At 63.1% G+C, this 21,003-nt stretch carries 20 protein-coding genes and 2 riboswitches; of the genes, 8 read left to right on the top strand and 12 right to left on the bottom strand.

The features are described from left to right. Nucleotides 1–9 precede the first annotated feature (9 nt). Both ppsR and WNB94_RS01375 read left to right on the top strand, forming a co-directional pair. Nucleotides 10–828 (top strand): posphoenolpyruvate synthetase regulatory kinase/phosphorylase PpsR, encoded by an 819-nt coding sequence (gene ppsR, locus WNB94_RS01380; protein ID WP_341389903.1) that lies wholly within the window; start codon nt 10–12, stop codon nt 826–828. Between the two features lie 5 nt (nt 829–833). After that, nucleotides 834–1,661, top strand: a complete 828-nt coding sequence (locus tag WNB94_RS01375) for a fused MFS/spermidine synthase (RefSeq protein WP_341387885.1) — start codon at nt 834–836, stop codon at nt 1,659–1,661. On the opposite strand, the gene gcvP is transcribed toward WNB94_RS01375, so the two are convergent. The 6 genes from gcvP to WNB94_RS01345 form a co-directional block, all read right to left on the bottom strand. After that, nucleotides 1,662–4,562 (bottom strand): aminomethyl-transferring glycine dehydrogenase, encoded by a 2,901-nt coding sequence (gene gcvP / locus WNB94_RS01370; protein ID WP_341387883.1) that lies wholly within the window; start codon nt 4,560–4,562, stop codon nt 1,662–1,664. Nucleotides 4,563–4,623: 61 nt separating this feature from the next. Then, a complete protein-coding gene (gcvH, locus tag WNB94_RS01365) occupies nt 4,624–4,998 on the bottom strand; it encodes a glycine cleavage system protein GcvH (RefSeq protein WP_341387881.1) in 375 nt (124 codons plus the stop codon). 66 nt (nt 4,999–5,064) lie between these two features. Next, entirely contained in the window at nt 5,065–6,192 is a 1,128-nt protein-coding gene (gene gcvT / locus WNB94_RS01360) for a glycine cleavage system aminomethyltransferase GcvT (RefSeq protein WP_341387879.1), read from the bottom strand. Between the two features lie 89 nt (nt 6,193–6,281). Beyond that, nucleotides 6,282–6,419: riboswitch (glycine riboswitch) on the bottom strand. 8 nt (nt 6,420–6,427) lie between these two features. Next, nucleotides 6,428–6,548: riboswitch (glycine riboswitch) on the bottom strand. 120 nt (nt 6,549–6,668) lie between these two features. After that, complete coding sequence (locus WNB94_RS01355) at nt 6,669–7,949, bottom strand: TRAP transporter large permease (RefSeq protein WP_341387878.1); 1,281 nt, start codon at nt 7,947–7,949, stop codon at nt 6,669–6,671. Between the two features lie 11 nt (nt 7,950–7,960). Beyond that, nucleotides 7,961–8,566, bottom strand: a complete 606-nt coding sequence (locus tag WNB94_RS01350) for a TRAP transporter small permease (RefSeq protein ID WP_341387876.1) — start codon at nt 8,564–8,566, stop codon at nt 7,961–7,963. 83 nt (nt 8,567–8,649) lie between these two features. Continuing rightward, complete coding sequence (locus tag WNB94_RS01345; protein ID WP_445819010.1) at nt 8,650–9,675, bottom strand: TRAP transporter substrate-binding protein; 1,026 nt, start codon at nt 9,673–9,675, stop codon at nt 8,650–8,652. Between the two features lie 190 nt (nt 9,676–9,865). Between WNB94_RS01345 and WNB94_RS01340 the strand changes: the two genes are divergently transcribed. Next, nucleotides 9,866–11,824: a sensor histidine kinase gene (locus WNB94_RS01340; RefSeq protein WP_341387874.1), complete on the top strand. Its 1,959-nt coding sequence runs from the start codon at nt 9,866–9,868 to the stop codon at nt 11,822–11,824. Next, nucleotides 11,821–12,456, top strand: coding sequence for a response regulator transcription factor (locus tag WNB94_RS01335; RefSeq protein ID WP_341387872.1), 636 nt, complete (start codon nt 11,821–11,823; stop codon nt 12,454–12,456). The genes WNB94_RS01340 and WNB94_RS01335 overlap by 4 nt, the downstream gene beginning before the upstream one ends. A 5-nt stretch (nt 12,457–12,461) precedes the next feature. Here the strand turns inward: WNB94_RS01335 and WNB94_RS01330 are convergent, their stop codons facing one another. Genes WNB94_RS01330 through pmbA form a run of 3 tightly spaced genes read right to left on the bottom strand, consistent with a single transcriptional unit; the run spans nt 12,462 to nt 15,272 of the window. Further along, a complete protein-coding gene (locus tag WNB94_RS01330; protein WP_341387870.1) occupies nt 12,462–12,728 on the bottom strand; it encodes an SWEET family transporter in 267 nt (88 codons plus the stop codon). 29 nt (nt 12,729–12,757) lie between these two features. Beyond that, nucleotides 12,758–13,840 (bottom strand): TRAP transporter substrate-binding protein, encoded by a 1,083-nt coding sequence (locus tag WNB94_RS01325; protein ID WP_341387869.1) that lies wholly within the window; start codon nt 13,838–13,840, stop codon nt 12,758–12,760. Nucleotides 13,841–13,865: 25 nt separating this feature from the next. Next, a complete protein-coding gene (gene pmbA, locus WNB94_RS01320) occupies nt 13,866–15,272 on the bottom strand; it encodes a metalloprotease PmbA (protein WP_341387868.1) in 1,407 nt (468 codons plus the stop codon). Nucleotides 15,273–15,338: 66 nt separating this feature from the next. On the opposite strand from pmbA, the gene yjgA reads away from it, so the two are divergent. The 4 genes from yjgA to WNB94_RS01300 all read left to right on the top strand — a co-directional run bounded on the left by yjgA (nt 15,339) and on the right by WNB94_RS01300 (nt 18,564). After that, nucleotides 15,339–15,935, top strand: coding sequence for a ribosome biogenesis factor YjgA (gene yjgA / locus WNB94_RS01315; protein WP_341387866.1), 597 nt, complete (start codon nt 15,339–15,341; stop codon nt 15,933–15,935). Beyond that, a complete protein-coding gene (gene mog, locus WNB94_RS01310; protein WP_341387865.1) occupies nt 15,932–16,531 on the top strand; it encodes a molybdopterin adenylyltransferase in 600 nt (199 codons plus the stop codon). Before yjgA ends, mog begins: the two co-directional genes overlap by 4 nt. A gap of 141 nt (nt 16,532–16,672) precedes the next feature. Further along, entirely contained in the window at nt 16,673–17,758 is a 1,086-nt protein-coding gene (locus WNB94_RS01305) for a phosphotransferase family protein (protein WP_341387864.1), read from the top strand. 23 nt (nt 17,759–17,781) lie between these two features. Beyond that, on the top strand, nt 17,782–18,564 hold the full coding sequence (locus WNB94_RS01300; RefSeq protein ID WP_341387862.1) for an SDR family oxidoreductase: 783 nt from the start codon (nt 17,782–17,784) through the stop codon (nt 18,562–18,564). Nucleotides 18,565–18,592: 28 nt separating this feature from the next. Here WNB94_RS01300 and WNB94_RS01295 read toward each other — a convergent pair whose 3' ends face one another. The 3 genes from WNB94_RS01295 to WNB94_RS01285 form a co-directional block, all read right to left on the bottom strand. Next, on the bottom strand, nt 18,593–19,108 hold the full coding sequence (locus tag WNB94_RS01295) for an SH3 domain-containing protein (RefSeq protein WP_341387861.1): 516 nt from the start codon (nt 19,106–19,108) through the stop codon (nt 18,593–18,595). Between the two features lie 77 nt (nt 19,109–19,185). Then, nucleotides 19,186–19,986, bottom strand: a complete 801-nt coding sequence (cysE, locus tag WNB94_RS01290; RefSeq protein ID WP_341387860.1) for a serine O-acetyltransferase — start codon at nt 19,984–19,986, stop codon at nt 19,186–19,188. A 67-nt stretch (nt 19,987–20,053) separates the two neighbouring features. Beyond that, entirely contained in the window at nt 20,054–20,827 is a 774-nt protein-coding gene (locus WNB94_RS01285) for an RNA methyltransferase (RefSeq protein ID WP_341387859.1), read from the bottom strand. Nucleotides 20,828–21,003 lie beyond the last annotated feature (176 nt).

The following is a 21,003-nucleotide window of genomic DNA, read 5'->3' as shown; positions in this document are numbered from 1 at the left end:
TCCATGCACATGCCCGACCGCAGCGTTTTTTTCATCTCCGATGGCACTGGTATCACCGCAGAGACCATGGGTAACTCCGTGTTGGCTCAGTTCGCCGTCAAACCACGCCATGTGCGACGTCCATTCATCGACACGGTGGACAAGGCGCATCAGGTGGTGCGTGAGATCAACGCAGCGGCCGAGCGCGAGGGCAAGCCCCCCATCGTGTTCAGCACCATGGCGAATGACGAGGTGCTGGACATTCTCAAAGGATGCCGCGGCAAGGTGTTTGACGTGATCAAGACCTTTGTCGAGCCGCTGGAAGAAGAGTTCAACATGAAGTCCAACCACCGGGTGGGGCGCTTCAGCGATGCCAGCCAGGACCGCGAGTACAACAACCGGATCGAGGCCATCAACTTTGCCCTGGAGCACGACGACGGTCAGTCGGCTCGCAATCTGGACGAGGCCGATGTGGTGCTGGTGGGCGTCAGCCGATGTGGCAAGACACCCACATCGCTGTACCTGGCCATGCAACATGGCATCAAGGCGGCCAATGTGCCGTTGATCCCGGAGGACTTTGATCGGGGCTTTCTGCCCACGATGCTCAAACCCTATAAAAAGAAATGCTTTGGCCTGACGATCGACCCGGAGCGTTTGAGCCAGATCCGCAATGAGCGGCGGCCCAACAGCAAGTACGCCAGCTTGCTGAACTGCCGCACCGAGGTGAGTGCGGCCGAATCCATGATGCGCCGCGAGGGCATTGCCTGGCTGTCGTCCACCCACAAGTCGATTGAAGAAATCGCCACCACCATCTTGCGCGACATCCGCCCGGATCGCCTCATTTATTGATCTTCATGCCCCAACAATCATCTGCATCCTCTGCCACCCCCGATGTCGAGCGCGACGACCATACGCTGACCATGTCCTTCGATGGTGACCTGATCCAGAGCCGCATGCGCCTGGACGACCCGACGGCCCTGGACCTGCAGTACAGCCAGGTGATGATGGCCTTCACCATGTTTGTGCCGCAGCCACGTCGCGCCTTGATGATTGGTTTGGGCGGTGGCTCGCTGGTGCGGCACCTGTTGCACCATTTTCCCGGCCTGCACCTGACGGTGGTGGAGATCAACCCTGGCGTGCTGGCTGCACGCGATACTTTCCAGGTTCCGCCTGATGGGCCGTCGCTGCGGACGGTGTGTGCGGATGGTGCCGCCTTCGTGAAGGCCGCCACACCTGGGGCCTACGACCTGATCCTGGTGGATGCGTTTGATGAGGTGGGCGAGCCGGACGCCTTGAGCAACTCGGCCTTTTACCGCGCGTGTCGCGATGCGCTGGCACCTGAAGGGGTGTTGGTCGTGAACCTGCTGGACCGCGAGCCCCGGTGCAGCACCTTGATTGGCCGCATCTGGTCGGTGTTTGGCGAGCCGGTGTTGCCGCTGGAGGTGGAGTGCGAGGGCAACCGCATCGTGCTGGCCAGCTCGGACGAGGTGTTCAGGCACTGCGCGCGCAATCTGCTCCAGCAATGGCAGCAGTTGCTGCCCGTGCACCAGGAAATGCTGGACGGGCTGCAAGATGAGCTGGCGGAGGTGTTGCAGCCCTGGGCCGCCCGGCCCAAGGCATCGCCACAGCCCAGCAAAGGCAAGCGCAGGGGCAAGGGGGCGGCGCCTAAGCCGCGCCCCTGATCACTGGTACTCGCTCAGGGGCACGCAGGCGCAGAACAGGTTGCGGTCGCCATAGACGTTGTCCACGCGGCCCACGGGCGACCAGTACTTCTGCTTGCGCAGGCTGGCCACCGGGTAGGCGGCCTGTTCGCGGCTGTAGGCGTGCGCCCAGTCGGCCTTGAGCAGGCTCTCGGCCGTGTGCGGCGCGTTCTTCAGCGGGTTGTCGTCCTGCGGCAGCTGGCCTTGTTCCACCTGACGGATCTCGTCGCGGATGGCGATCATGGCGTCGCAGAAGCGATCCAGCTCGGCCATGGATTCGCTTTCGGTGGGTTCGACCATCAGCGTGCCGGCCACAGGGAAGCTCAGGGTGGGTGCGTGGAAGCCGTAGTCGATCAGACGCTTGGCCACGTCTTCGGCGCTGACGCCGCTGGTGTCCTTCAGGGGGCGCAGATCCAGGATGCACTCGTGGGCCACGCCGCCACCCTTCACATTGGCCTGGCCGCTGCTGAAGTGGATGTCGTAATGATCGGCCAGGCGGGCGGCCACGTAATTGGCATTCAAGATGGCCACCTCGGTGGCGGCCTTCAGGCCGTCGGCGCCCATCATGCGGATGTACATCCAGCTGATGGGCAGCACGGCGGCATTACCCAGCGGTGCCGCTGACACGGCACCCACCTGTTGCTCAGACCCGATGCCCGCCGAGCGGTGGGCGGGCAGGAAGGGCTTGAGGTCTTCGACCACACACACCGGGCCCACGCCAGGGCCGCCACCGCCGTGCGGGATGCAGAAGGTCTTGTGCAGGTTGAGGTGGCTGACATCGCCACCGAACTGCCCGGGCGCCGCCAGGCCCACCAGCGCGTTCATGTTGGCGCCGTCCACGTAGACGCGGCCGCCGTGCTGGTGCACCAGGGCGCACAGCTCGGTCACGCGCGTCTCGAACACGCCGTAGGTGGACGGGTAGGTGATCATCACCGCAGCCAGGTTGGCGCTGTGCTGCTCGCATTTGGCCTTGAGGTTGTCCAGGTCGACGTTGCCCTCGGCATCGCACTTGGTGACCACCACCTGCATGCCCACCATCTGGGCCGAGGCGGGGTTGGTGCCGTGGGCGCTTTCGGGGATCAGGCAGATGTTGCGGTGGCCTTCGCCACGCGACTCGTGCCAGGCCTTGATGATCAGCAGGCCAGCGTACTCGCCTTGCGAGCCGGCATTGGGCTGCAGGCTGATGCCAGCGTAGCCGGTGGCCTGTGACAGCCAGTTGCACAGCTGATCATTCAGCAGCTCGTAGCCGCGCAGCTGGTGGCGTGGGGCGAAGGGGTGGATCTGTGCGAACTCGGGCCACGTGATGGGAATCATCTCGCTGGTGGCGTTGAGTTTCATGGTGCACGAGCCCAGCGGGATCATGGTGCGGTCCAGCGCCAGGTCCTTGTCGGCCAGGCCACGCAGGTAGCGCAGCATCTCGGTTTCGCTGTGGTAGCGGTTGAACACCGGGTGCGTCATGTAGGCGCTCTGGCGCTGCAAGCCCTCGGGGATGCCCAGGCTCACGCCGCGCTCGAAAGCCGCGAACGAGGGCAGGGCCTTGCTGCCGGCAAACAGCGTCCACAGGTCGATGATGTCGTCGCGCGTGGTGGTTTCATCCAGCGAGATGCTGATGCTGTCGGCGCTGGCGTCACGCAGGTTGATGCCCATTTTCTCGGCTGCCGCCAGGATGGCGGCGCGGTCTTCGGCCAGCACCTGCACGGTGTCGAACCAGGTGTCGTGCACCAGGGTGCGGCCCAGGGCCTTGAGGCCTTCCGCCAGGATGGAGGCGTAGCTGGCCACGCGTCGAGCGATGCGCTGCAGTCCGTCGGGGCCGTGGTACACGGCGTACATGCTGGCCACGACTGCGGGCAGCACTTGTGCCGTGCAGATGTTGGAGGTGGCCTTTTCGCGGCGGATGTGCTGCTCGCGGGTTTGCAGGGCCAGGCGGTAGGCGGTGTGGCCGTGGCTGTCCACGCTCACGCCCACCAGGCGGCCGGGCAGCGAACGCTTGAACTCGTCCTTGGTGGCCAGGTAGGCGGCGTGCGGGCCGCCATTGCCCATGGGCATGCCGAAGCGTTGGGTGGTGCCGCACACGATGTCGGCGCCCAGCTCGCCCGGGGGCGCCAGCAGGGTCAGGGCCAGCAGGTCGGCGGCCACGATCGCCAGGGCGCCCTTGGCGTGCAGGGCATCAATCAGGGGCTGAATCTGGCGGATCTGACCGTTGACGCCGGGGTACTGCAGCAGTGCCGCAAAGCAGTCGTGGGTTTCCAGGTGGGTGGCCAGGTGTGCCGCGTGCACCACGTCCACGGTGATGCCCAGCGGCTCGGCGCGGGTCTGTACCACTTCCAGCGTTTGCGGGAAGACGTCGTGGCACACCACGAAGCGCAGCGATTTGCTCTTGCCCACGCGGGCCGCCAGGGTCATGGCTTCGGCGGCGGCGGTGGCCTCGTCCAGCATGGATGCGTTGGCAATCGCCATGCCGGTCAGATCGGTGACCATGGTCTGGAAGTTGACCAGGGCCTCCATGCGACCCTGCGAGATCTCGGCCTGGTACGGCGTGTAGGCCGTGTACCAGGCCGGGTTCTCGAGGATGTTGCGCAGGATGACGCCGGGGGTGAGAGTGCCGTAATAGCCCTGCCCGATGAAGTTGCGCATCAGCTTGTTTTGCTGCGCGATGCCCTTGAGCTCGGCCAGCGCCTGGGCTTCGGTCAGCGGCGCAGGCAACTGCATGCCTTCGGTGCGACGGATGCTGGCAGGCACGATGCTGTCCATCAGGGCCTGGCGCGAGGCCACGCCGATGGCGGACAGCATCTGGGCTTCGTCCGCCGTATCGGGCCCGATGTGGCGGGCACGGAAAGCGGTGGCGTCTTCAAGGTGGGCGAGAGAGTGCAGGGCGTTCGGCATGGTGTTCGGCGTCGGCAAGAGGGGCGGTGGGTGCACGCGGGTGGCGTGCACAGGGCCCGAATCAGGCGTTCTTCAGCAGCTCGTCGTAGGCGGTCTTGTCCATCAAGGCGTCAAGCTGAGCCGGGTTGGACAGCTTGACCTTGAAGAACCAGCCTGCGCCCGTGGGGTCGCTGTTGGCCAGGGCGGGGTCGTCACGCAGGCCTTCGTTGACCTCGACGATCTCGCCGTCCACGGGCATGTAGACGTCAGCGGCGGCCTTCACCGACTCGACCACACCAGCCACGTCCTTGGCCTGGAAGCTGGCGCCCACAGCGGGCAGGTCCACGAACACCACGTCACCCAGGGCGTCCTGGGCGTGGTGGGTGATGCCCACGATGGCGGTGCCATCGGCTTCGATCTGGAGCCATTCGTGGTCGGGCGTGTACTTGATGGTCATGGTGAGACGTCCTTGGATGTCAGGAATTCAAAAAATGAGGGGATGCCGAACGGCCGAGATTGTCGCTCAGCCGCGGTGGTAGCGATTGGGCACAAACGGGGTGCTGGCCACGGTCATGGGCACCTTCTTGTCGCGCACCAGGGCGAACACGGCGGTGCCCACGGTGGCGTGGGCGGTGGCGACATAGGCCAGGGCCACCGGCTGGTTCAGGCTGGGGCCCAGAGAACCACTGGTGACCACACCGATCTCGGCCCCCGTGGCATCGACCACCTTGGCACCTTCACGAACGGGCATGCGTTCGGTGCTGATCAGACCCACGCGCTTGCGGGTGGCGCCTTCGGCCAGTTGCTGGTCGATGATCGAGGCGCCTGGGTAGCCACCGGCACGCGCACCGCCCGCGCGGCGCACCTTCTGGATGGCCCAGGTGAGGGCCCCTTCCACCGGGGTGGTGGTGGTGTCGATGTCATGCCCGTAGAGGCACAGTCCAGCTTCCAGGCGCAAGGTGTCGCGTGCGCCCAGGCCAATCGGCTTGACTTCGGGTTGAGCGAGCAGGGCACGGGCCAGTTGCTCGGCCTGGGCGGCGGGCACCGAGATCTCGAACCCGTCTTCGCCGGTGTAGCCCGAGCGGGTGACGAAGCACTCGATGCCATCCAGCGGAAAATGGCCGCCGGTCATGAACACCAGTTGGCGCACGCCGTCGTTCAGGCGCGCCAGGGCCGTGACGGCCTCGGGGCCTTGCAAGGCCAGCAGGGCTTGCTCAGGCAGGGGCGTGACCGTGCACAGGTGGCCGATGCGGGCCTGCAGGTGGGCGATGTCTTGGGCCTTGCAGGCGGCGTTCACGACCAGAAAAAGGTCGTTGGCGCGTCGGGTGACCATCAGGTCGTCCAGGATGCCGCCTTGCTCGTTGGTGAACAGCGCATAACGCTGCTTGCCCACCGCCAGGTCAACGATGTCGACCGGCACCAGGGTTTCGAGCGCGGCATCCGCGCCCGGGCCGCTGAGCAGCACCTGGCCCATGTGCGAGACATCGAACAGGCCTGCAGCGGCGCGGGTGTGCTTGTGCTCGGCCAGGATGCCGGTGGCGTACTGCACGGGCATGTCATAGCCACCAAACGGCACCATCTTGGCGCCCAGTTCGATGTGCAGGGCGTGCAGCGGGGTGGTCAGCAGCGTGGCGGAAGAGGTGTCGGACATGGCTAAAGCCGGCACTGAGGCCGGGAGGGCAGGGTGTTGATGTCAACCGCGCCCCCTGCCTGGTTCAAGCCTGAGGTGAGGATGATCCGCTTGCCCTCGCTGTCCGCTTTACCTGAGAGATTGACCCCTCGCGAGCCTGCTGGCCGCGTTCAAGGCTTGCCCCTTCGGTGGTGTGGCTGGCCCCATCAAGGCGACGTGGCTACCAGACTCTCTCCAGTGAGGATCACGGCCAAGGCCGTGTTTGCCAGTCCTTTTGCCTGAGCGTTCGGATGGATGCATCGCTGCAAGACACCCTGCGCCTTCGGCGGCCAGCCTTCACACCGAGGTGTGAGCCAGCGCTCTCCTGACAGGTTCGCAGTGTAGCAGCGTCGCTGCGCCGGCACCATGAAAAATGCCGCACGGGTGGAGTTCCGTGCGGCAGTCGGAGGGCGCTGCCTTGTGGGCAGCGTTTCAGACTCGGTTCAGGCCTTGATCACTCAATAGCCCAGCATGCGTGGCAGCCACAGCGAGATTTCAGGCACATACGTCACCAGCCCCAGGAAGGCCAGCATGGTCAACAGCCAGGGGCTGACGGCCTTGGTGATCTCGGTCATGCCCATTTTGGCGATGCCCGAGGCCACGTACAAGTTCAGGCCCACGGGTGGTGTGCACAGGCCGATTTCCATGTTCACCACGATCAGGATGCCGAAGTGAATGGGGTCGATGCCCAGTTGCACGGCCACGGGGAACAGGATGGGCGCCAGGATCAGGATGATGGACGAGGGCTCCATGAAGTTGCCCGCGATCAGCAACAGGATGTTGACCACCAGCAGGAAGGCGATGGGGCCCAGACCCATGTTGATCAGCCAGTCGGCCAGTTGCTGAGGCACGTTCTCGTTGGCCAGCACGAAGCTGAACAGCACCGCGTTGGTGATGATGTACAGCAACATCGCACTCATGTTGGCGGAATTCAGCAACATGCGTGGCACGTCTTTGATGCTCAGGTCTTTGTAGACGAACACCGCCACGATGAACGCGTAGACCGCGCTCATGGCCGCTGCTTCGGTGGGCGTGAACATGCCGCTGTAGATGCCCCCCATCACGATGACGATCAGCATCAGGCCCCAGATGGAATCCTTCAACGCCTTCAGCCGCTGCCCCCAACTGGCCTTGGGCAGGCGGGGGTAGTTGTTACGGCGAGCGATCCACCAGGTGGTCAAGCCCAGCAGCGTGGCCAGCATGGCCCCGGGAATCACGCCGGCCATGAACAGGGCCCCCACGGAGGTGTTGGTGGTGACGGAGTACATCACCATCACGATGGACGGTGGGATCAGGATGCCCAAGCCGCCAGAGGTGGTGATGACGCCGGCACCAAACTTCTTGGGAAATCCTGCCTTGACCATGGCGGGCAGCAAGATGGCGCCAATGGCCGCCACGGTCGCGGGCGAAGACCCTGAGACCGCGGCAAACAGCGCGCATGCCACCACGGCCCCCAGGCCCAGCCCGCCGTGCCAATGTCCCACCATGCTGGTGGCGAAATTGATCATGCGTCGTGCCACACCGCCGTGGGTGAGGAAGTTGCCGGCCAGGATGAAGAACGGGATGGCCATGATCTCGAACTTCTCGATGCCGGTGAACAGCTTGAGGGCCACGGCTTCAATGGGCACCTGCGTGAACAGGAAAATGAAGCTCAGCACGGTCAGGCCCAGCGAGATACTGACCGGCATGCCGGTCAGCATGAGGACCAGCAGGATGGAAAAAATGATGATTCCGCTCATGATGGGGGTCCTCAGGCCTTGGCCGCTGTGTCGGCGTCATCCATGCCTTCCACGTGGCCGTGGTCGTGATGGGGCAGCTCACCAGTCTTGTAATAGCTCCACGCCACCTGCAGGAATCGGAAGCACATCAGGGCGGAGCCCAGGGGGATCGCGCTGTAGATGATCCAGGTGGGCCACTCCAGGTCCGGGGTCACGGGGCCTTCGATGTATTCAGACGTGTCCAACCCGAAGAAGTCGTGGAAGGCGAAATTGGCGCCGTTGTGCCACACGAAGTAAGCCCCCATCGAGGCAATGCAGGCGGTGAAGAATGCGCCAGCCAGCAGACCAAACAGCACAAAGAAGCGGCGACGCGGCTCGCTGAGTTGGTTGATCAACACGTCAACGCCCACGTGGATGCCCGTGCGAACGCCGTAGGCTGCACCAAATTTGGCCATCCACACAAACAGGTAAATCGTGGCTTCCTGGGCCCAGGCCATGTTCAGGCTGAGCAACCAGTCTTGAAGTGGGGTGTTGAAGCCTGAGCCATAGCGGTGGATCACCGCGGCAAAGATGATCAGAGTGGCCAGACCCATCAGGGCAGCAATCAGCCACTCCTCAAGCCGGTCGAGCCATTTCATGGGGCTCTCCTTGAAGAGAAGAAATCGTTTTGAGAAAAAGCCCACACAGGGGTGGGCTTCGTGATCAGGGTGTCAGGCGCCGATCACAGCTTGCTGGGGTCGAAGCCGGTGACCTTGTAGATCTCGTCGATCGTGTCCTGACCGATGCGCGATGCCATTTGCTTGTGAACCGGCATCATGGCTTTCTTCAGCAGGAACCGCTCGCCCATCGTGGGCTGGTAGATCTCGGTCTTGCCTGCCGCCTTCACCTTGGCCAAGGCCTCTTGGTTGTCCTTGAGTGCCACATCGTTGGCCACCTTGGTGGCTTCAGCCATGGCCTTGTCCAGGGCAGCACGCACATCACCAGGCAGCCCGTCCCAGAACTTCTTGTTGACGACCACCGCGTAGCCCAGGTAACCGTGGTTGGTCACGCTCAGGTGCTTTTGCACTTCATGCATCTTCTGGGTGTAGAGGTTTGACGGTGGGTTTTCGGTGCCGTCTACCACGCCGGTTTGCAAGGCCTGGTAAGTTTCCGAGAAGGCCATCACCTGAGGCATGGCGCCCACAGCGCGCATCTGGGCATCCAGCACCTTGGACGACTGGATGCGCATCTTGATGCCCTTGTAGTCTTCAACCGCCTTCAGCGGCTTGTTGGCCGACATCACCTTGAAGCCGTTGTCCCAGTAAGCCAAGCCCGTGATGCCGCGAGACTGCAGCTTGCTCAGCAGCTTCTTGCCCACCGGGCCGCCGGTCACGGCATGCAAGTCGGTGTAGTCGTCAAAGATGAAGGGCAGGTCGAACACTTCGAACTCTCGAACCCCCAGCGGCGCAAACTTGGATAGCGACGGTGCCAGCATCTGGACGGAGCCCAGCTGCAGCGCTTCCATCTCTTCCTTGTCTTTGTACAGTTGGCTGTTGGGGTACACCTCCACCTTCACGCGGCCTTTGGTGAGCTCTGCTGCGCGCTTGGCGAAGAAGTCAGCAGCACGGCCTTTGGGTGTGTCACTGGCCACCACGTGGCTGAACTTGATCACAATGGGGTTCTGTGCCATGGCGGCGGGCACCATCGTGGCCAGCGACAAGGCCAGCAGGGTGCGACGCAGGACGGGGGTTTGACCGAGCAGTTTCATGGTGGTGTCTCCGGATCAGTGTTGGTAGGCTCATTGTTCAACGCTGAACCATGGCCGACGATTGTGGAGTTCCACATTTGAGGCCCAGCAGGGTGCTTGACCGACATGGCGCCCCTAGACTTGGAGCATGGTTGACATCATGGTTTCCCCTAGGCGCCGTTGGCGTCACCCTCAGAACGTGGCCCCAGCCATGGCCGCACCACAGCGGCCCGCACACTGGCTGGGTGGTCGCTCACCCTTGATGAAGTCCCTGTGGGCCTGGCCGCTGGTGCTGTCGCTGGTGTTCGTGATGGGCGTGGCCCGGTGGCTTCATGCTGAGCAAGAAGATGCGCAGGAGGCCTTGCGCCAAAGTCTGATCACCGATGCCTTGTCGCTGGAGTCACAACTCAATGCCCGGTTGGAGGCTGAAGCAAACAGCTTGCGCGCGCTGGCCGATGCCCTGGCCGGTCAGGCCATGAGTGCCGAGGGCTTCCAGCAACATCCACTCGTGCTGGATGGCTTGCGTCGGTTCTGGATCAGCGTGAGCTGGGTGGATGCACAAGGACGGCTCAGGGCCCACGCGCCCAGCGATGTGGTGCCCCCTCGCGCGCGGGTGCGGGGGCTGGAAGACGAGGGGGGGCTGACGGGGCACCTCAGCGTGCCGATTCAGTCGGCGCAGGCCGCCGAAATGGCGTCCCGTGCCGCGCCATCGCAGGGGCAACTGGTGGCCCGGTACTCGCCTGCATCGATCCTGAGGCAGAAGCTGCCATGGTGGCTGGCCTCGAAGTACGACATCCGCCTGGTGGACCTCGATGACGATGTCATCGTCTCCACCACGACCGGCCTGCGTCAGCCCGATCAACCGTGGTATCGGGTGCCCATGGGGGCGTCGTTGCCCAACGCCTGGCTGGAGCTGACCGCGCGCCAGCGCGTTCCACTGTGGTGGCAGTCCATGCCCATGGCCTTGATGGGCGGCTTTTTGCTCTTGGTGGCACTGGCGGCTTTGATGCTGCGTCAGCAGATGCGGTCGGTGTCACGCGCAGAAGAGGCCTGGCGCACCGAGGCCGCGTGGCGCAGCGCCATGGAAGACTCGCTGGCGGTGGGAATCCGGGCCCGGGACATGGACGGTCGTTTGATCTATGTGAACAAGACCTTGGCCGACATGGTGGGCTACCGGCCCGATGAGCTCGAAGGCCTGTTGCCACCCATGCCATATTGGGTGCCTGATGACCTTGAGGACAGCATGAAGCGGCATCGGCGCAACATGGCAGGGCAGGCTCCGCGTGAAGGTTATGAGTCGCGTTGGCAGCACCGCGACGGCTCGGCGGTTGATGTCATGGTGTTCGAGGCGCCTTTGGTGGATGCCAAAGGCCATCAGATCGGCTGGATGGCGTCCATCTTGAACATCACCGAGCGCAAGCGGCTGGAAGAGCGCGAGCGCAAGCAGATGGAAACCATGGCCCACCACGCTCGGCTGACCATGATTGGCGAGGTGGCCTCCACGCTGGCGCACGAACTCAACCAGCCCTTGTCAGCGATAGCAAGCTACAACGCGGGTGTGCTCAATTCATTGAAGGCCTCGCAGGCGCCAGAACCGCGCGTGCTGCAGGCGCTGGAGCGCATGGGTGAACAGGCGGCCCACGCGGGGCGCATCGTCCGACGGATTCGAGAGTTCCTGACGCGACACGAGCCGCAGCTTGAACCTTGTGCCATGCCGGAGGTGGTGCACTCTGCCGTGCAACTGCTTCGCCGGGACATCGCCCGCCATCAGGTGCAGGTCGATCTGCTGCTGGATCCCCAACTGCCAGAGGTGAGGGCTGATGCCGTTCTGGTTGAACAGGTGGTGGTCAATCTGATTCGAAATGCCTGCGATGCCGTGGGCAGCATGGGACGCCCTGGCTGCATACGGGTGGGTGCAGAACTGTCAGGTCAGGGGCGGTTTGTGAAGGTGACGGTGGCCGATGATGGCCCGGGGGTGGCAGGCGGCACGATCGACGCCTTGTGCGCGCCGTTCTACACCACCAAAACGGAAGGCATGGGCATGGGGCTGGCCATCTGCCGCTCCATCATTGAGTTGCACTGTGGCGTGCTGGACGTCGAGTGCAGTGTGTTGGGCGGGGCAGCGTTCTCATTCAGTTTGCCGGTGTATCAGGGGGACGAAACTTCATGAATGCATTCAACTCGGGCGCGCCCGGTGGCGTGGTCTACCTGGTCGATGACGAGAGCGTCGTGAGAGACGCGCTGGTGTTTTTGCTGGGCTCTCGTGGACTGGTGGTTCATGCCTTTGATGGTGCGGCCGCCTTGTTGTCATTTCTGGCATCGCAGCCTAAACCCATTCGCGGCATCTTCTTGCTGGATGTGCGCATGGAGCCCATGTCCGGACTTCGTCTGCACGAAGCCCTGATTGAGCAAGGCATCCGAAACCCTGTGCTGTTTCTCAGCGGCCATGGCGACATTCCCATGGTGGTCGAGTCTCTGAAGAAGGGGGCCTTTGACTTCCTGGAGAAACCTTACAGCGACAACACCTTGGCCGACCGCGTGCAGCAGGCCTTGGCCGTCGAGGCCTCGTCATATGCAGAAAACGCGCGTGCAGCCGAGCGTGAGGCACGCCTGGCCAGCCTCAGCGAGCGTGAGAGAGAAATCATGCTGCGTGTGGCGGCGGGCAAACTCAACAAGGTCATCGCCGACGAACTGCACATTGCCATTCGCACCGTGGAGGTACACCGCGCCCGCGTGTTTTCAAAGTTGGGGGTGCGTTCGGCGGCTGAACTGGCGGGGCTGTTGGCCGCCGCTCAGCCCTGACCCGCTCAAGCGGGGCGGATGGCGGTCACCAAGGCAGCCAGGCCCAAGGCAATGCCCGGGATGTTGGCCGCTGCGATGGGCCAGTCCTTGCGCGGTCTGGCCAATGCATACGTGGTCCACAAGACGCAGTTCAGCACCGTGGCAGCGGGCTGCCAGACAGAGCCCGGATGCCCTGACAGGTTCAACCTGATCTGATCCGCGTAAGACACGAACATCAGGATGGCCGTGATCGAGGCGATCCAGCCCACGACACGAAGGTGTTCTTCTTTCATGGGTGTCTGTCACATCCGGCGCACGGGCATCAGAGCTTGGCTGCCTGAAGGTAGCGATCGTAGGTGGCCTCGGTGAAGCGGAACCACATGTTCTGGTCGGCTCGGAACTTGGCGTAGTCGCTGTACACCTTGCGCCATGCCGGGTTCTTCTCATTGAGCTCGCCGTAGATGTCCATGGAGGCCTTGAAAGCTGCGTCCAGCACCGGTTTCGGGAATTGCACCAGCTTGGTCTTGGCGGCCACCAATTGCTTGAGCGCAGCGGGATTGCGCGCGTCGTATCGCGCCTGCATCTCGACATGGGCGTGCGAGGCGGCGGCCTCGATCATGGCCTTGTACTCGCTGCTCAGGCTGTTGAATGCCTTGGCATTGATGTAGAAGTCGAGCTGGGGGCCGCCTTCCCACCAGCCTGGGAAGTGGTAATACGGCGCCACCTTGTGAAACCCCAGTTTTTGATCGTCGTAGGGCCCCACCCATTCAGCGGCGTCGATGGTGCCCTTCTCGAGGGCTTGATAGATTTCCCCGCCAGGCAGGTTCTGGGGGACGGCCCCCAGGCGCTCGACCACCTTGCCCGCAAATCCGCCAATGCGGATCTTCAGGCCTTTCATGTCCGCCAGGCTCTTCACGGGCTTGCGGTACCAGCCGCCCATCTGGGCGCCGGTGTTGCCCCCCGGGAAATTGATGATGTCGTACTTGGCATAGAACTCGCGCATCAGCTTCAGGCCATTGCCTTCGTACATCCATGCCGACATCTGCCGCGAGTTCAAGCCAAAGGGGATGGTGCAGCCGATGGCAAAGGTTTCGTCTTTGCCCACAAAGTAATAGGGCGCAGTGTGCGCCATCTCCACGGTGCCTTTTTGCACCCCATCGACCACACCGAACGGGGGCATCAGCTCGCCCCCGGCGTGGATGGAGATCTGGAACTTTCCGCCAGACATCTCGGAGACCTTCTGCGAGAAGACTTCGGCCGCTCCGTAGATGGTGTCCAGAGACTTGGGGAAACTGGAGGCCAGGCGCCAGCGCAGTTGCGTTTGAGCGTGAACCACCGCAGGTGCAGTGCCTGCGGTCAGAATGCCGGCCATACCGGCGTGATGAATGAATGAGCGGCGTTGCATCAAGGGTTCTCCTGCCTGTGTCTGTTCAATGCCCCGCCACCTTCATGCGCTCGATCAGCACCGACCCCACGGTCTTGCTGCCGTAGGTGTAGGCGTCGGCGCCAATCGCCACGATCTGGCGGAACATCTCGCCCAGATGCCCGGCGATGGTGATTTCGTGCACCGGGTACTGAATGACCCCATTTTCAACCCAGTAGCCGGCCGCGCCACGAGAGTAATCACCTGTGACGTAGTTGACACCTTGTCCCATCAGCTCCGTCACGAACAGGCCCGTGCCCAGCTTCTTCAGCATGGCTTTGAGGTTGTCTTTGGGATCGGTCAGCCGGCTGGTCATGGTCAGGTTTTGCGAGCCACCGGCGTGACCTGTGGTGCGCATGCCCAACTTGCGAGCCGAATAACTGGACAAAAAGTAGCCTTGAACCACGCCCTGCTTGACCACCCGGCGCTTGCGGGTGAGCACGCCCTCATCGTCGAACGGTGCGCTGCCTTTGCCCTTGAGGATGTGTGGATCTTCAAGCACATCGATGTGCTTGGGGAAAATGGGCTGTCCCAGGCTGTCCAGCAAGAAGGTGGCCTTGCGGTACAAAGCGCCACCACTGGTGGCCTGGACGTAGGCGCCCAGCAAGCCCGCTGCCAAGGTGTTCTCGAACAGCACGGGCACCTCGCACGTGGCGATCTTGCGAGACTTGAGCCGAGCCAGTGCGCGCTCGGCCGCATAGCGACCGACCGCTTCCGGACGGGCCATGTCGCGTGCATCGCGCTCGGAGCTGTACCAGAAGTCGCGTTGCATGTCTTTGCCCCGGCCGGCGATGGGTGAAACCGACAAGGAATGCCGAGAGCTGGCGTACCCACCCCTGAAACCGGCCGTGTTGCCCGCAAAAAAATGCGACTGCTGGGCCGAAACGCCCGCACCTTCGGAGTTGGTGATGCGCGGATCGACGACCAAGGCGGCATCTTCGCATCGCCGAGCCAGATCGGCAGCGGCTTCGGCGTCCACGGCCCAGGGGTGGAAGAGGTCCAGATCGCGCCGCGCCGCCCGGCCCATGGCGAGATCGTCTGGCGAGGGCAGACCGGCGGCTGGGTCTTCTGCGGTGTATCGGGCGATGTCATAGGCCGCCCGCACGGTTTGCTCCAGGGCCTGCGCAGAGAAGTCGGACGTGCTGGCATTGCCGCGGCGCTGCCCCACATAAACGGTCACGCCAATGGTTTTGTCGCGGTTGCGTTCAACGTTTTCCAGTTTGCCCTTGCGCACCGACACCGACAGCCCAACGCCTTCGGACACTTCGGCGGCTGCATCGGTGGCCCCCAAGGTGCGAGCCAGGCCCAGCGCGTCTTCAATCAGTTGCTGAAAATCGGCTTGACTGTAGGCAAAGCCATCATGCGCTTTGGCGCTGGTGTTCTTGGAGGAGGGCGTGCGAGAAGTGGTGGCCATGAAAATCAGGCGCAAGGCCTTCGGGTTGAGAGGCGCCCACACGGGCCCCCGTATCATAGCGAGGCCATGAACCGATCACATCAACCCCCTGTACTCGCTGTCGACGACGACGGCGGCCGCCCCAGCCGTAGCGCGCTCAAGCGTGAAAGTCACGCCTTGCAAAGCCTGGGAGAGCAACTGCTGACGCTACCGGACAGCCATCTGAATGACCTGGCCATGCCGGATCGGCTGAGGGAGGCCATCCTGGACTGCAAGAAAATGAAGCTCGGCGAAGGCCGCCGCCGCCAGATGCAGTTCATTGGCAAGTTGATGCGCGATGCAGACCCCGAACCTCTGCGTGAGGCCGTCGCCGCGTTCGAGTTGGGCCATGCGCGCAATGCCCTGGCGCTTCACCAGGCCGAACGCTGGCGCGCCGACCTGATCAGCGAAGACAAGGATGCACTGGGGCGCTGGCTGGAAGTGCACCCAGACTGCGATGTACAGAGATTGCGCACCCTGATACGCAACGCTCGCAAAGACGCCGCCGCCACACCGGAGCAGCGCAATGGCCGGGCGTATCGCGAGTTGTTCCAGTTCATCAAGGAGGCGCAGGCCCAAGCTCAGGCCCAGGCACGTGCGCCGGATGCAGCACCCCTTTCAGATGGGGAGGTTGATGAGTCATGAGCGCTGTCTACGAGCCGGTGCGCGTTGGTGTGGTCTCCATCAGCGATCGTGCCAGCACTGGGGTGTACGAAGACAAAGGGCTGCCGGCGTTGCAAGATTGGCTGGGGCGCGCCATCAAGAATCCCATCACCTGGGTGCCGCGGTTGATTGCCGACGAGCGCTCACTGATCGCCGACACCTTGCGCGCGTTGGTGGATGACGAGGGGTGCCATTTGGTGTTGACCACCGGTGGCACGGGCCCGGCCCCCCGCGATGTGACGCCCGAGGCCACGCGGGATGTGGCCGACCGGGAAATGCCGGGTTTCGGCGAGCAGATGCGCCAGATCAGCCTGCGGTTTGTGCCCACGGCGATCTTGTCGAGGCAAACGGCGGTCATTCGCAAACAAGCCCTGATCCTCAACCTGCCGGGTCAACCCAAGTCGATCGCAGAGACATTGGAAGGGCTGCGGGATGCCGAAGGGCGCAACATCGTGCCCGGGATTTTCGCGGCGGTGCCTTATTGCATTGACTTGCTCGGCGGCCCCTATCTGGAAACCGATGACCGGGTGTGTGAGGCGTTCCGGCCAAAGTCGGCGCGCCGTGTCGTGAGCACGTGAGCTGAACGTCGCCTTTTGACTATTCATTTTGTGAATGTGTTTGGATTCGAAGCCTGCATTTGATTCATCTGTTGTGGTCTGCCTAAACTTGACGTATCAATTGCCCTGACTTGGAGCAGGCATTGCATCAGGAGACATCGCGTGAGCGAATCAGACAACAACACATTGATTGACCAGGCCGTGCAGGTGCGCAGTGGCGAAGAGCTGGACGTCACGAAGGTCACGGCCTTCCTGCTGGGGCAGGGGCTGAACCTGGAGGGTGAGCCTGGGCTCAAGCAGTTCCCCGGCGGCGCCTCGAACCTCACGTACTTGCTGAGTTACGCCAACGTCGACCTGATCCTGCGTCGCCCGCCTTTTGGGCACATTGCCAAGTCGGCCCACGACGTCGTTCGCGAGGCCGAGATCATGCGCAAGCTCAAGCCGGTCTACCCCAGGGTGCCGGTCATCCACGCCATCTGCGAAGACGCCAGCGTGATCGGTGCGCCTTTCTACGTGATGGAGCGACTGGTGGGCAACATTCCACGTCAGAACCTCTCGCCCGAGTTGGGGTTGGACGAGCCCAAGACTCGTCAGTTGTGCCTCAATGTGCTTGACACCTTGATTGACCTGCACAAGCTGGACCCCAAGGCCGCCGGCCTCGACACGCTGGGCAAGGGCGAGGGCTATGTCGCACGCCAGGTGGAGGGCTGGACCAAGCGCTACCGAGCAGCCCGTACCGACGATGTCGGTGATTTTGAGTCGGTGATGGCGTGGCTGGCTGCCAAGCAGCCAGCGCAGGAAGTGGCCATCCGGCTCATTCACAACGACTTCCGGTTTGACAACGTCGTGCTCGATGTGAGCGATCCGTTGAATGTCATTGGGGTGCTGGATTGGGAAATGGCCACCTTGGGTGACCCGCTGATGGACCTGGGCAGCTCACTGGCGTATTGGGTTCAGGCCGACGACGACATGTTCATGAAGGGTTCGCGACGCCAACCCACCAATGCCAAAGGCATGCTCACGCGGGAAGAGGTGATCCGGTATTACGCCGAAAAGACCGGTTTCAGCGTGGACAACTTTGACTTCTACACGGTGTATGGCCTGTTCCGACTGGCCGGCATTGCGCAGCAGATTTACAAGCGATTCAAGGAAGGCCACGCCCGCAACCCTGTCTTCGCCACCTTTGGCCCGTTTGTGAGTTACCTGGAGCAACGGTGCCTGGGCATCATCGCCCAGTCGACGCTGTGACACCCACCAGTCAACCCGATACCATGAGCAACACACTGAATCTGAGCAACCCGTTTGACCTGACCGGCAAGGTCGCGCTGGTCACTGGATCGAGCCGCGGCATTGGTGAGGCCGTTGCGCGTTTGCTGGCCGCCCAAGGCGCTCACGTCATCATTTCCAGCCGCAAGGCAGAGCCTTGCGAAGCCGTGGCTGCCTCCATTCGCGCGGCTGGCGGAAAGGCCTCGGTGCTGGCCTGCCACATTGGCGAGATGGCGCAGATCGACGCGACGTTTGAGGCCATTGACAAAGAGTTTGGTCGGCTGGACATCCTGGTCAACAATGCTGCCACCAACCCATACTTTGGCCACATCACCGACACCGACCTGGGCGCTTTCCAGAAGACGGTGGATGTCAACATCCGTGGTTATTTCTTCATGTGCGCCCGTGGCGCCAAGCTGATGGCCAGGCAAGGCGGCGGCTCCATCATCAATGTGGCATCGGTCAATGGCGTGATCCCTGGCATGGCCCAAGGCATTTACTCCATCACCAAGGCGGCAGTGATCTCGATGACGCACGCGTTTGCCAAAGAGTGTGCACCTTTGAAAGTGCGTGTGAACGCCTTGTTGCCAGGGGCCACCGACACCAAGTTCGCCTCGGCGCTGACCGCCAACGAGATGATCCTCAAGACCGTGCTGGCCCATGTGCCAATGAACCGTGTGGCCGATCCTTCAGAGATGGCCGGTGCGGTGCTGTACCTGGCCTCGGATGCCGCCAGTTACACCACGGGCACCTGCCTCAACGTGGATGGCGGCTACCTGCTGGCCTGATCTTGAATGGCCGAGCGCCTGACGGGACTCACCAGCCCCACAGCAGGGAACGCGCCACCCAGCCTGACAGCCCATCGGTGGTCTCCACCTTCACCCAGCGCGCTGTTTTTTGGCGTGTGCGCAGCACCTCGCCCTGGTTCAAGGTGGTGATGCGCGCGTGTTGGGTGCCGGGGCCTTTGCGCAGGTTGGCACGTTCGGCCTTGACCACGTGGTGGGGAGTCTTGTTGGTGAGTGATCGGTACACCCAGCCCTGATCACCTTCAAAATCGCGCACCTTCAGCCACGAGCCCCGACGCTGGACCACCTGCAAGGGGTAGCCTTTGGACAACACCCATTCTGCAGGGTGGTTGGTGCCTGGACCGGATCGCAGGTTGACCTGGTCCCTGGAAATGCTCACTCGCTCGGCCGCGTGGGCCTGGGGGCCGCTCAGCAAGGTGGCGGCCATGATCAATGCGGTGAGTGCGGCTCGTGCCAGTGGCATGTAGGCTCCTGAGTGAGCGCGGCGCTGGCCCACGGCGTGGCCCATGCCGCAGATGAACGACATGCCCACGATGATACATTTGTGCAAATGTTTATGGGCGGGCTCAGGGGGGCTTTACACACTGAAACCCAGCTGGGCGCCTACTTCACCAATCGGTTGAGGCCATCCGCGTCAAACTGTTCGGTGGTGCGGGCGTCGTCTGGCATGCAGTCACGGCCCAGTTCACTTTCCGCACAAGAGGCCAGTTTTTCGACGGCCCGCCACAGTTGCGCAATTTGATGCTCGTGCCCCGCAGCGTGGTCAATGAGCCCTCGCAGGGCCTGGGACAGCGGATCATCGCCCTCTGTCACGCCATAGGCTGAAAAGCCCATGCGGGCCGCCACGGCTTCGCGTTCGGCCTGCTTCTCGTCCAGCACCTGCTGCTTGGCCACGATGATGCGCGCAGGGTTGCCCACGGCCGTTGCATTGGGGGGCACCGGTTTGGTCACCACCGCGTTCGAGCCCACCCGCGCGCCATCGCCCACGGTGAAACCACCCAGCACCTGAGCGTTGGCCCCCACGATCACCCCGCGACCCAAGGTGGGATGCCGTTTGGCCCCTTTGGACAGCGACGTGCCCCCGAGAGTGACACCTTGGTAAATGGTGCAGTCGTCGCCGATCTCTGCGGTTTCGCCCACGACCACGCCCATGCCATGGTCGATGAACACGCGCCTGCCGACCCGAGCCCCAGGATGGATCTCGATGCCTGTGAGGAAGCGCCCCCAATGGGAAATCCATCTGCCCAGCCACTTCAGGCCATGGGTCCAGCACCAGTGGGCAGCGCGATGGAATCCCAGGGCGTGCAGCCCGGGATAGCACGTCAGCACCTCCCAGGCCGTGCGTGCGGCGGGATCACGCTCAAGGATGCAGGCGATGTCTTCTCGCAAACGGGCAAAGAACATGAGGCTATGCAAAGGCTAGAGGGTGCGAGTGTACCGGCGGGGGGCGAGCGCGTCGGCCGCGCAGGCCTCAGCCCCGGTCCTTGCCATGGTCAAGAATGGATTTCGCCATGCCCCTGAGGATGTGCACCTCTTCGACACGCAGGGCGGCGCGGTTGAGCAGTTGGTGAAGCCTGGGCAGCAGCTTCTTGGGTGTCTGCGGGTCCAGGAACCCGGTGGCCTCCAGGACTTGCGCCCAATGGTTCAGCACCCCTTGCACGGCCGCGCCATCGGCCAAGGCGGGGTTGGGTGTTCGGGACACCACCTCAAACCCACCCAGCGCCTGACGCCATTCATAAGCCACCACCTGCACCGCCTGGGCCAGGTTCAATGATCCATAGTCTGGCGCCGTCGGGATGCTGAGCACCGCGTGACATTGGTACACGTCCTCATTGGCCATGCCGTGGCGTTCGCTGCCGAACACGAAGCCAAGCCGATGGCCTTCGGGGCCGCGCGCCAAGGCCGCCAGTCCGTCGCGGGGCTGAAGGGTGGGCGGACCGAAGTCGCGGGGCGTCATGGCGGTGGCGACCGCTTGTGTGACGCCCTCCAGCGCCTCCGACAGCGAGTTGACGATGCGTGCCCGAACCAGGATGTCGGCCGCGCCGCTGGCCATGGCAATGGCCTCTTCGTGCACCAGCACATCGTGGAAGCGCGGCTGCACCAGGACCAGGTCATGAAATCCCATGACTTTCATGGCCCGTGCCACCGCACCCACATTGCCCGGGTGGCTGGTGCCGATCAGGATGAAGCGGGTGGGGTCGGGCGGTCGAACAGATGAGGTGCCGGCGTGTGGGGTGGGTTGCATGCCTGTGTGAGGGAAAACGTGCACAAAGTGCTGAGGCTTGGATACAATCCGCCATTCTCGCTCTTTGTTCATCGTTGCGTCCTCGCCTGACGTCTGGTGCATGTCCGTGCAGCCAGCTCTCTGGTTCGGTTTTTTGTCTGCAGACGCCCCCTGGTCGGGCGGCTGTGGCGCTTTCT

This window comes from Aquabacterium sp. A3, assembly GCF_038069945.1.
Taxonomy (GTDB): domain Bacteria; phylum Pseudomonadota; class Gammaproteobacteria; order Burkholderiales; family Burkholderiaceae_C; genus Aquabacterium.
Note: the sequence above shows the minus strand (reverse complement) of the source record. Positions and strands in the feature narration are given on the sequence as shown.

Coding starts and splice junctions, on each gene's coding strand:
- ppsR (WP_341389903.1), top strand. CDS start 10: ATGCCCGACCGCAGCGTTTTTTTCATCTCCGATGGCACTGGTATCACC.
- WNB94_RS01375 (WP_341387885.1), top strand. CDS start 834: ATGCCCCAACAATCATCTGCATCCTCTGCCACCCCCGATGTCGAGCGC.
- gcvP (WP_341387883.1), bottom strand. CDS start 4,562: ATGCCGAACGCCCTGCACTCTCTCGCCCACCTTGAAGACGCCACCGCT.
- gcvH (WP_341387881.1), bottom strand. CDS start 4,998: ATGACCATCAAGTACACGCCCGACCACGAATGGCTCCAGATCGAAGCC.
- gcvT (WP_341387879.1), bottom strand. CDS start 6,192: ATGTCCGACACCTCTTCCGCCACGCTGCTGACCACCCCGCTGCACGCC.
- WNB94_RS01355 (WP_341387878.1), bottom strand. CDS start 7,949: ATGAGCGGAATCATCATTTTTTCCATCCTGCTGGTCCTCATGCTGACC.
- WNB94_RS01350 (WP_341387876.1), bottom strand. CDS start 8,566: ATGAAATGGCTCGACCGGCTTGAGGAGTGGCTGATTGCTGCCCTGATG.
- WNB94_RS01345 (WP_445819010.1), bottom strand. CDS start 9,675: ATGAAACTGCTCGGTCAAACCCCCGTCCTGCGTCGCACCCTGCTGGCC.
- WNB94_RS01340 (WP_341387874.1), top strand. CDS start 9,866: ATGGCCGCACCACAGCGGCCCGCACACTGGCTGGGTGGTCGCTCACCC.
- WNB94_RS01335 (WP_341387872.1), top strand. CDS start 11,821: ATGAATGCATTCAACTCGGGCGCGCCCGGTGGCGTGGTCTACCTGGTC.
- WNB94_RS01330 (WP_341387870.1), bottom strand. CDS start 12,728: ATGAAAGAAGAACACCTTCGTGTCGTGGGCTGGATCGCCTCGATCACG.
- WNB94_RS01325 (WP_341387869.1), bottom strand. CDS start 13,840: ATGCAACGCCGCTCATTCATTCATCACGCCGGTATGGCCGGCATTCTG.
- pmbA (WP_341387868.1), bottom strand. CDS start 15,272: ATGGCCACCACTTCTCGCACGCCCTCCTCCAAGAACACCAGCGCCAAA.
- yjgA (WP_341387866.1), top strand. CDS start 15,339: ATGAACCGATCACATCAACCCCCTGTACTCGCTGTCGACGACGACGGC.
- mog (WP_341387865.1), top strand. CDS start 15,932: ATGAGCGCTGTCTACGAGCCGGTGCGCGTTGGTGTGGTCTCCATCAGC.
- WNB94_RS01300 (WP_341387862.1), top strand. CDS start 17,782: ATGAGCAACACACTGAATCTGAGCAACCCGTTTGACCTGACCGGCAAG.
- WNB94_RS01295 (WP_341387861.1), bottom strand. CDS start 19,108: ATGTCGTTCATCTGCGGCATGGGCCACGCCGTGGGCCAGCGCCGCGCT.
- cysE (WP_341387860.1), bottom strand. CDS start 19,986: ATGTTCTTTGCCCGTTTGCGAGAAGACATCGCCTGCATCCTTGAGCGT.
- WNB94_RS01285 (WP_341387859.1), bottom strand. CDS start 20,827: ATGCAACCCACCCCACACGCCGGCACCTCATCTGTTCGACCGCCCGAC.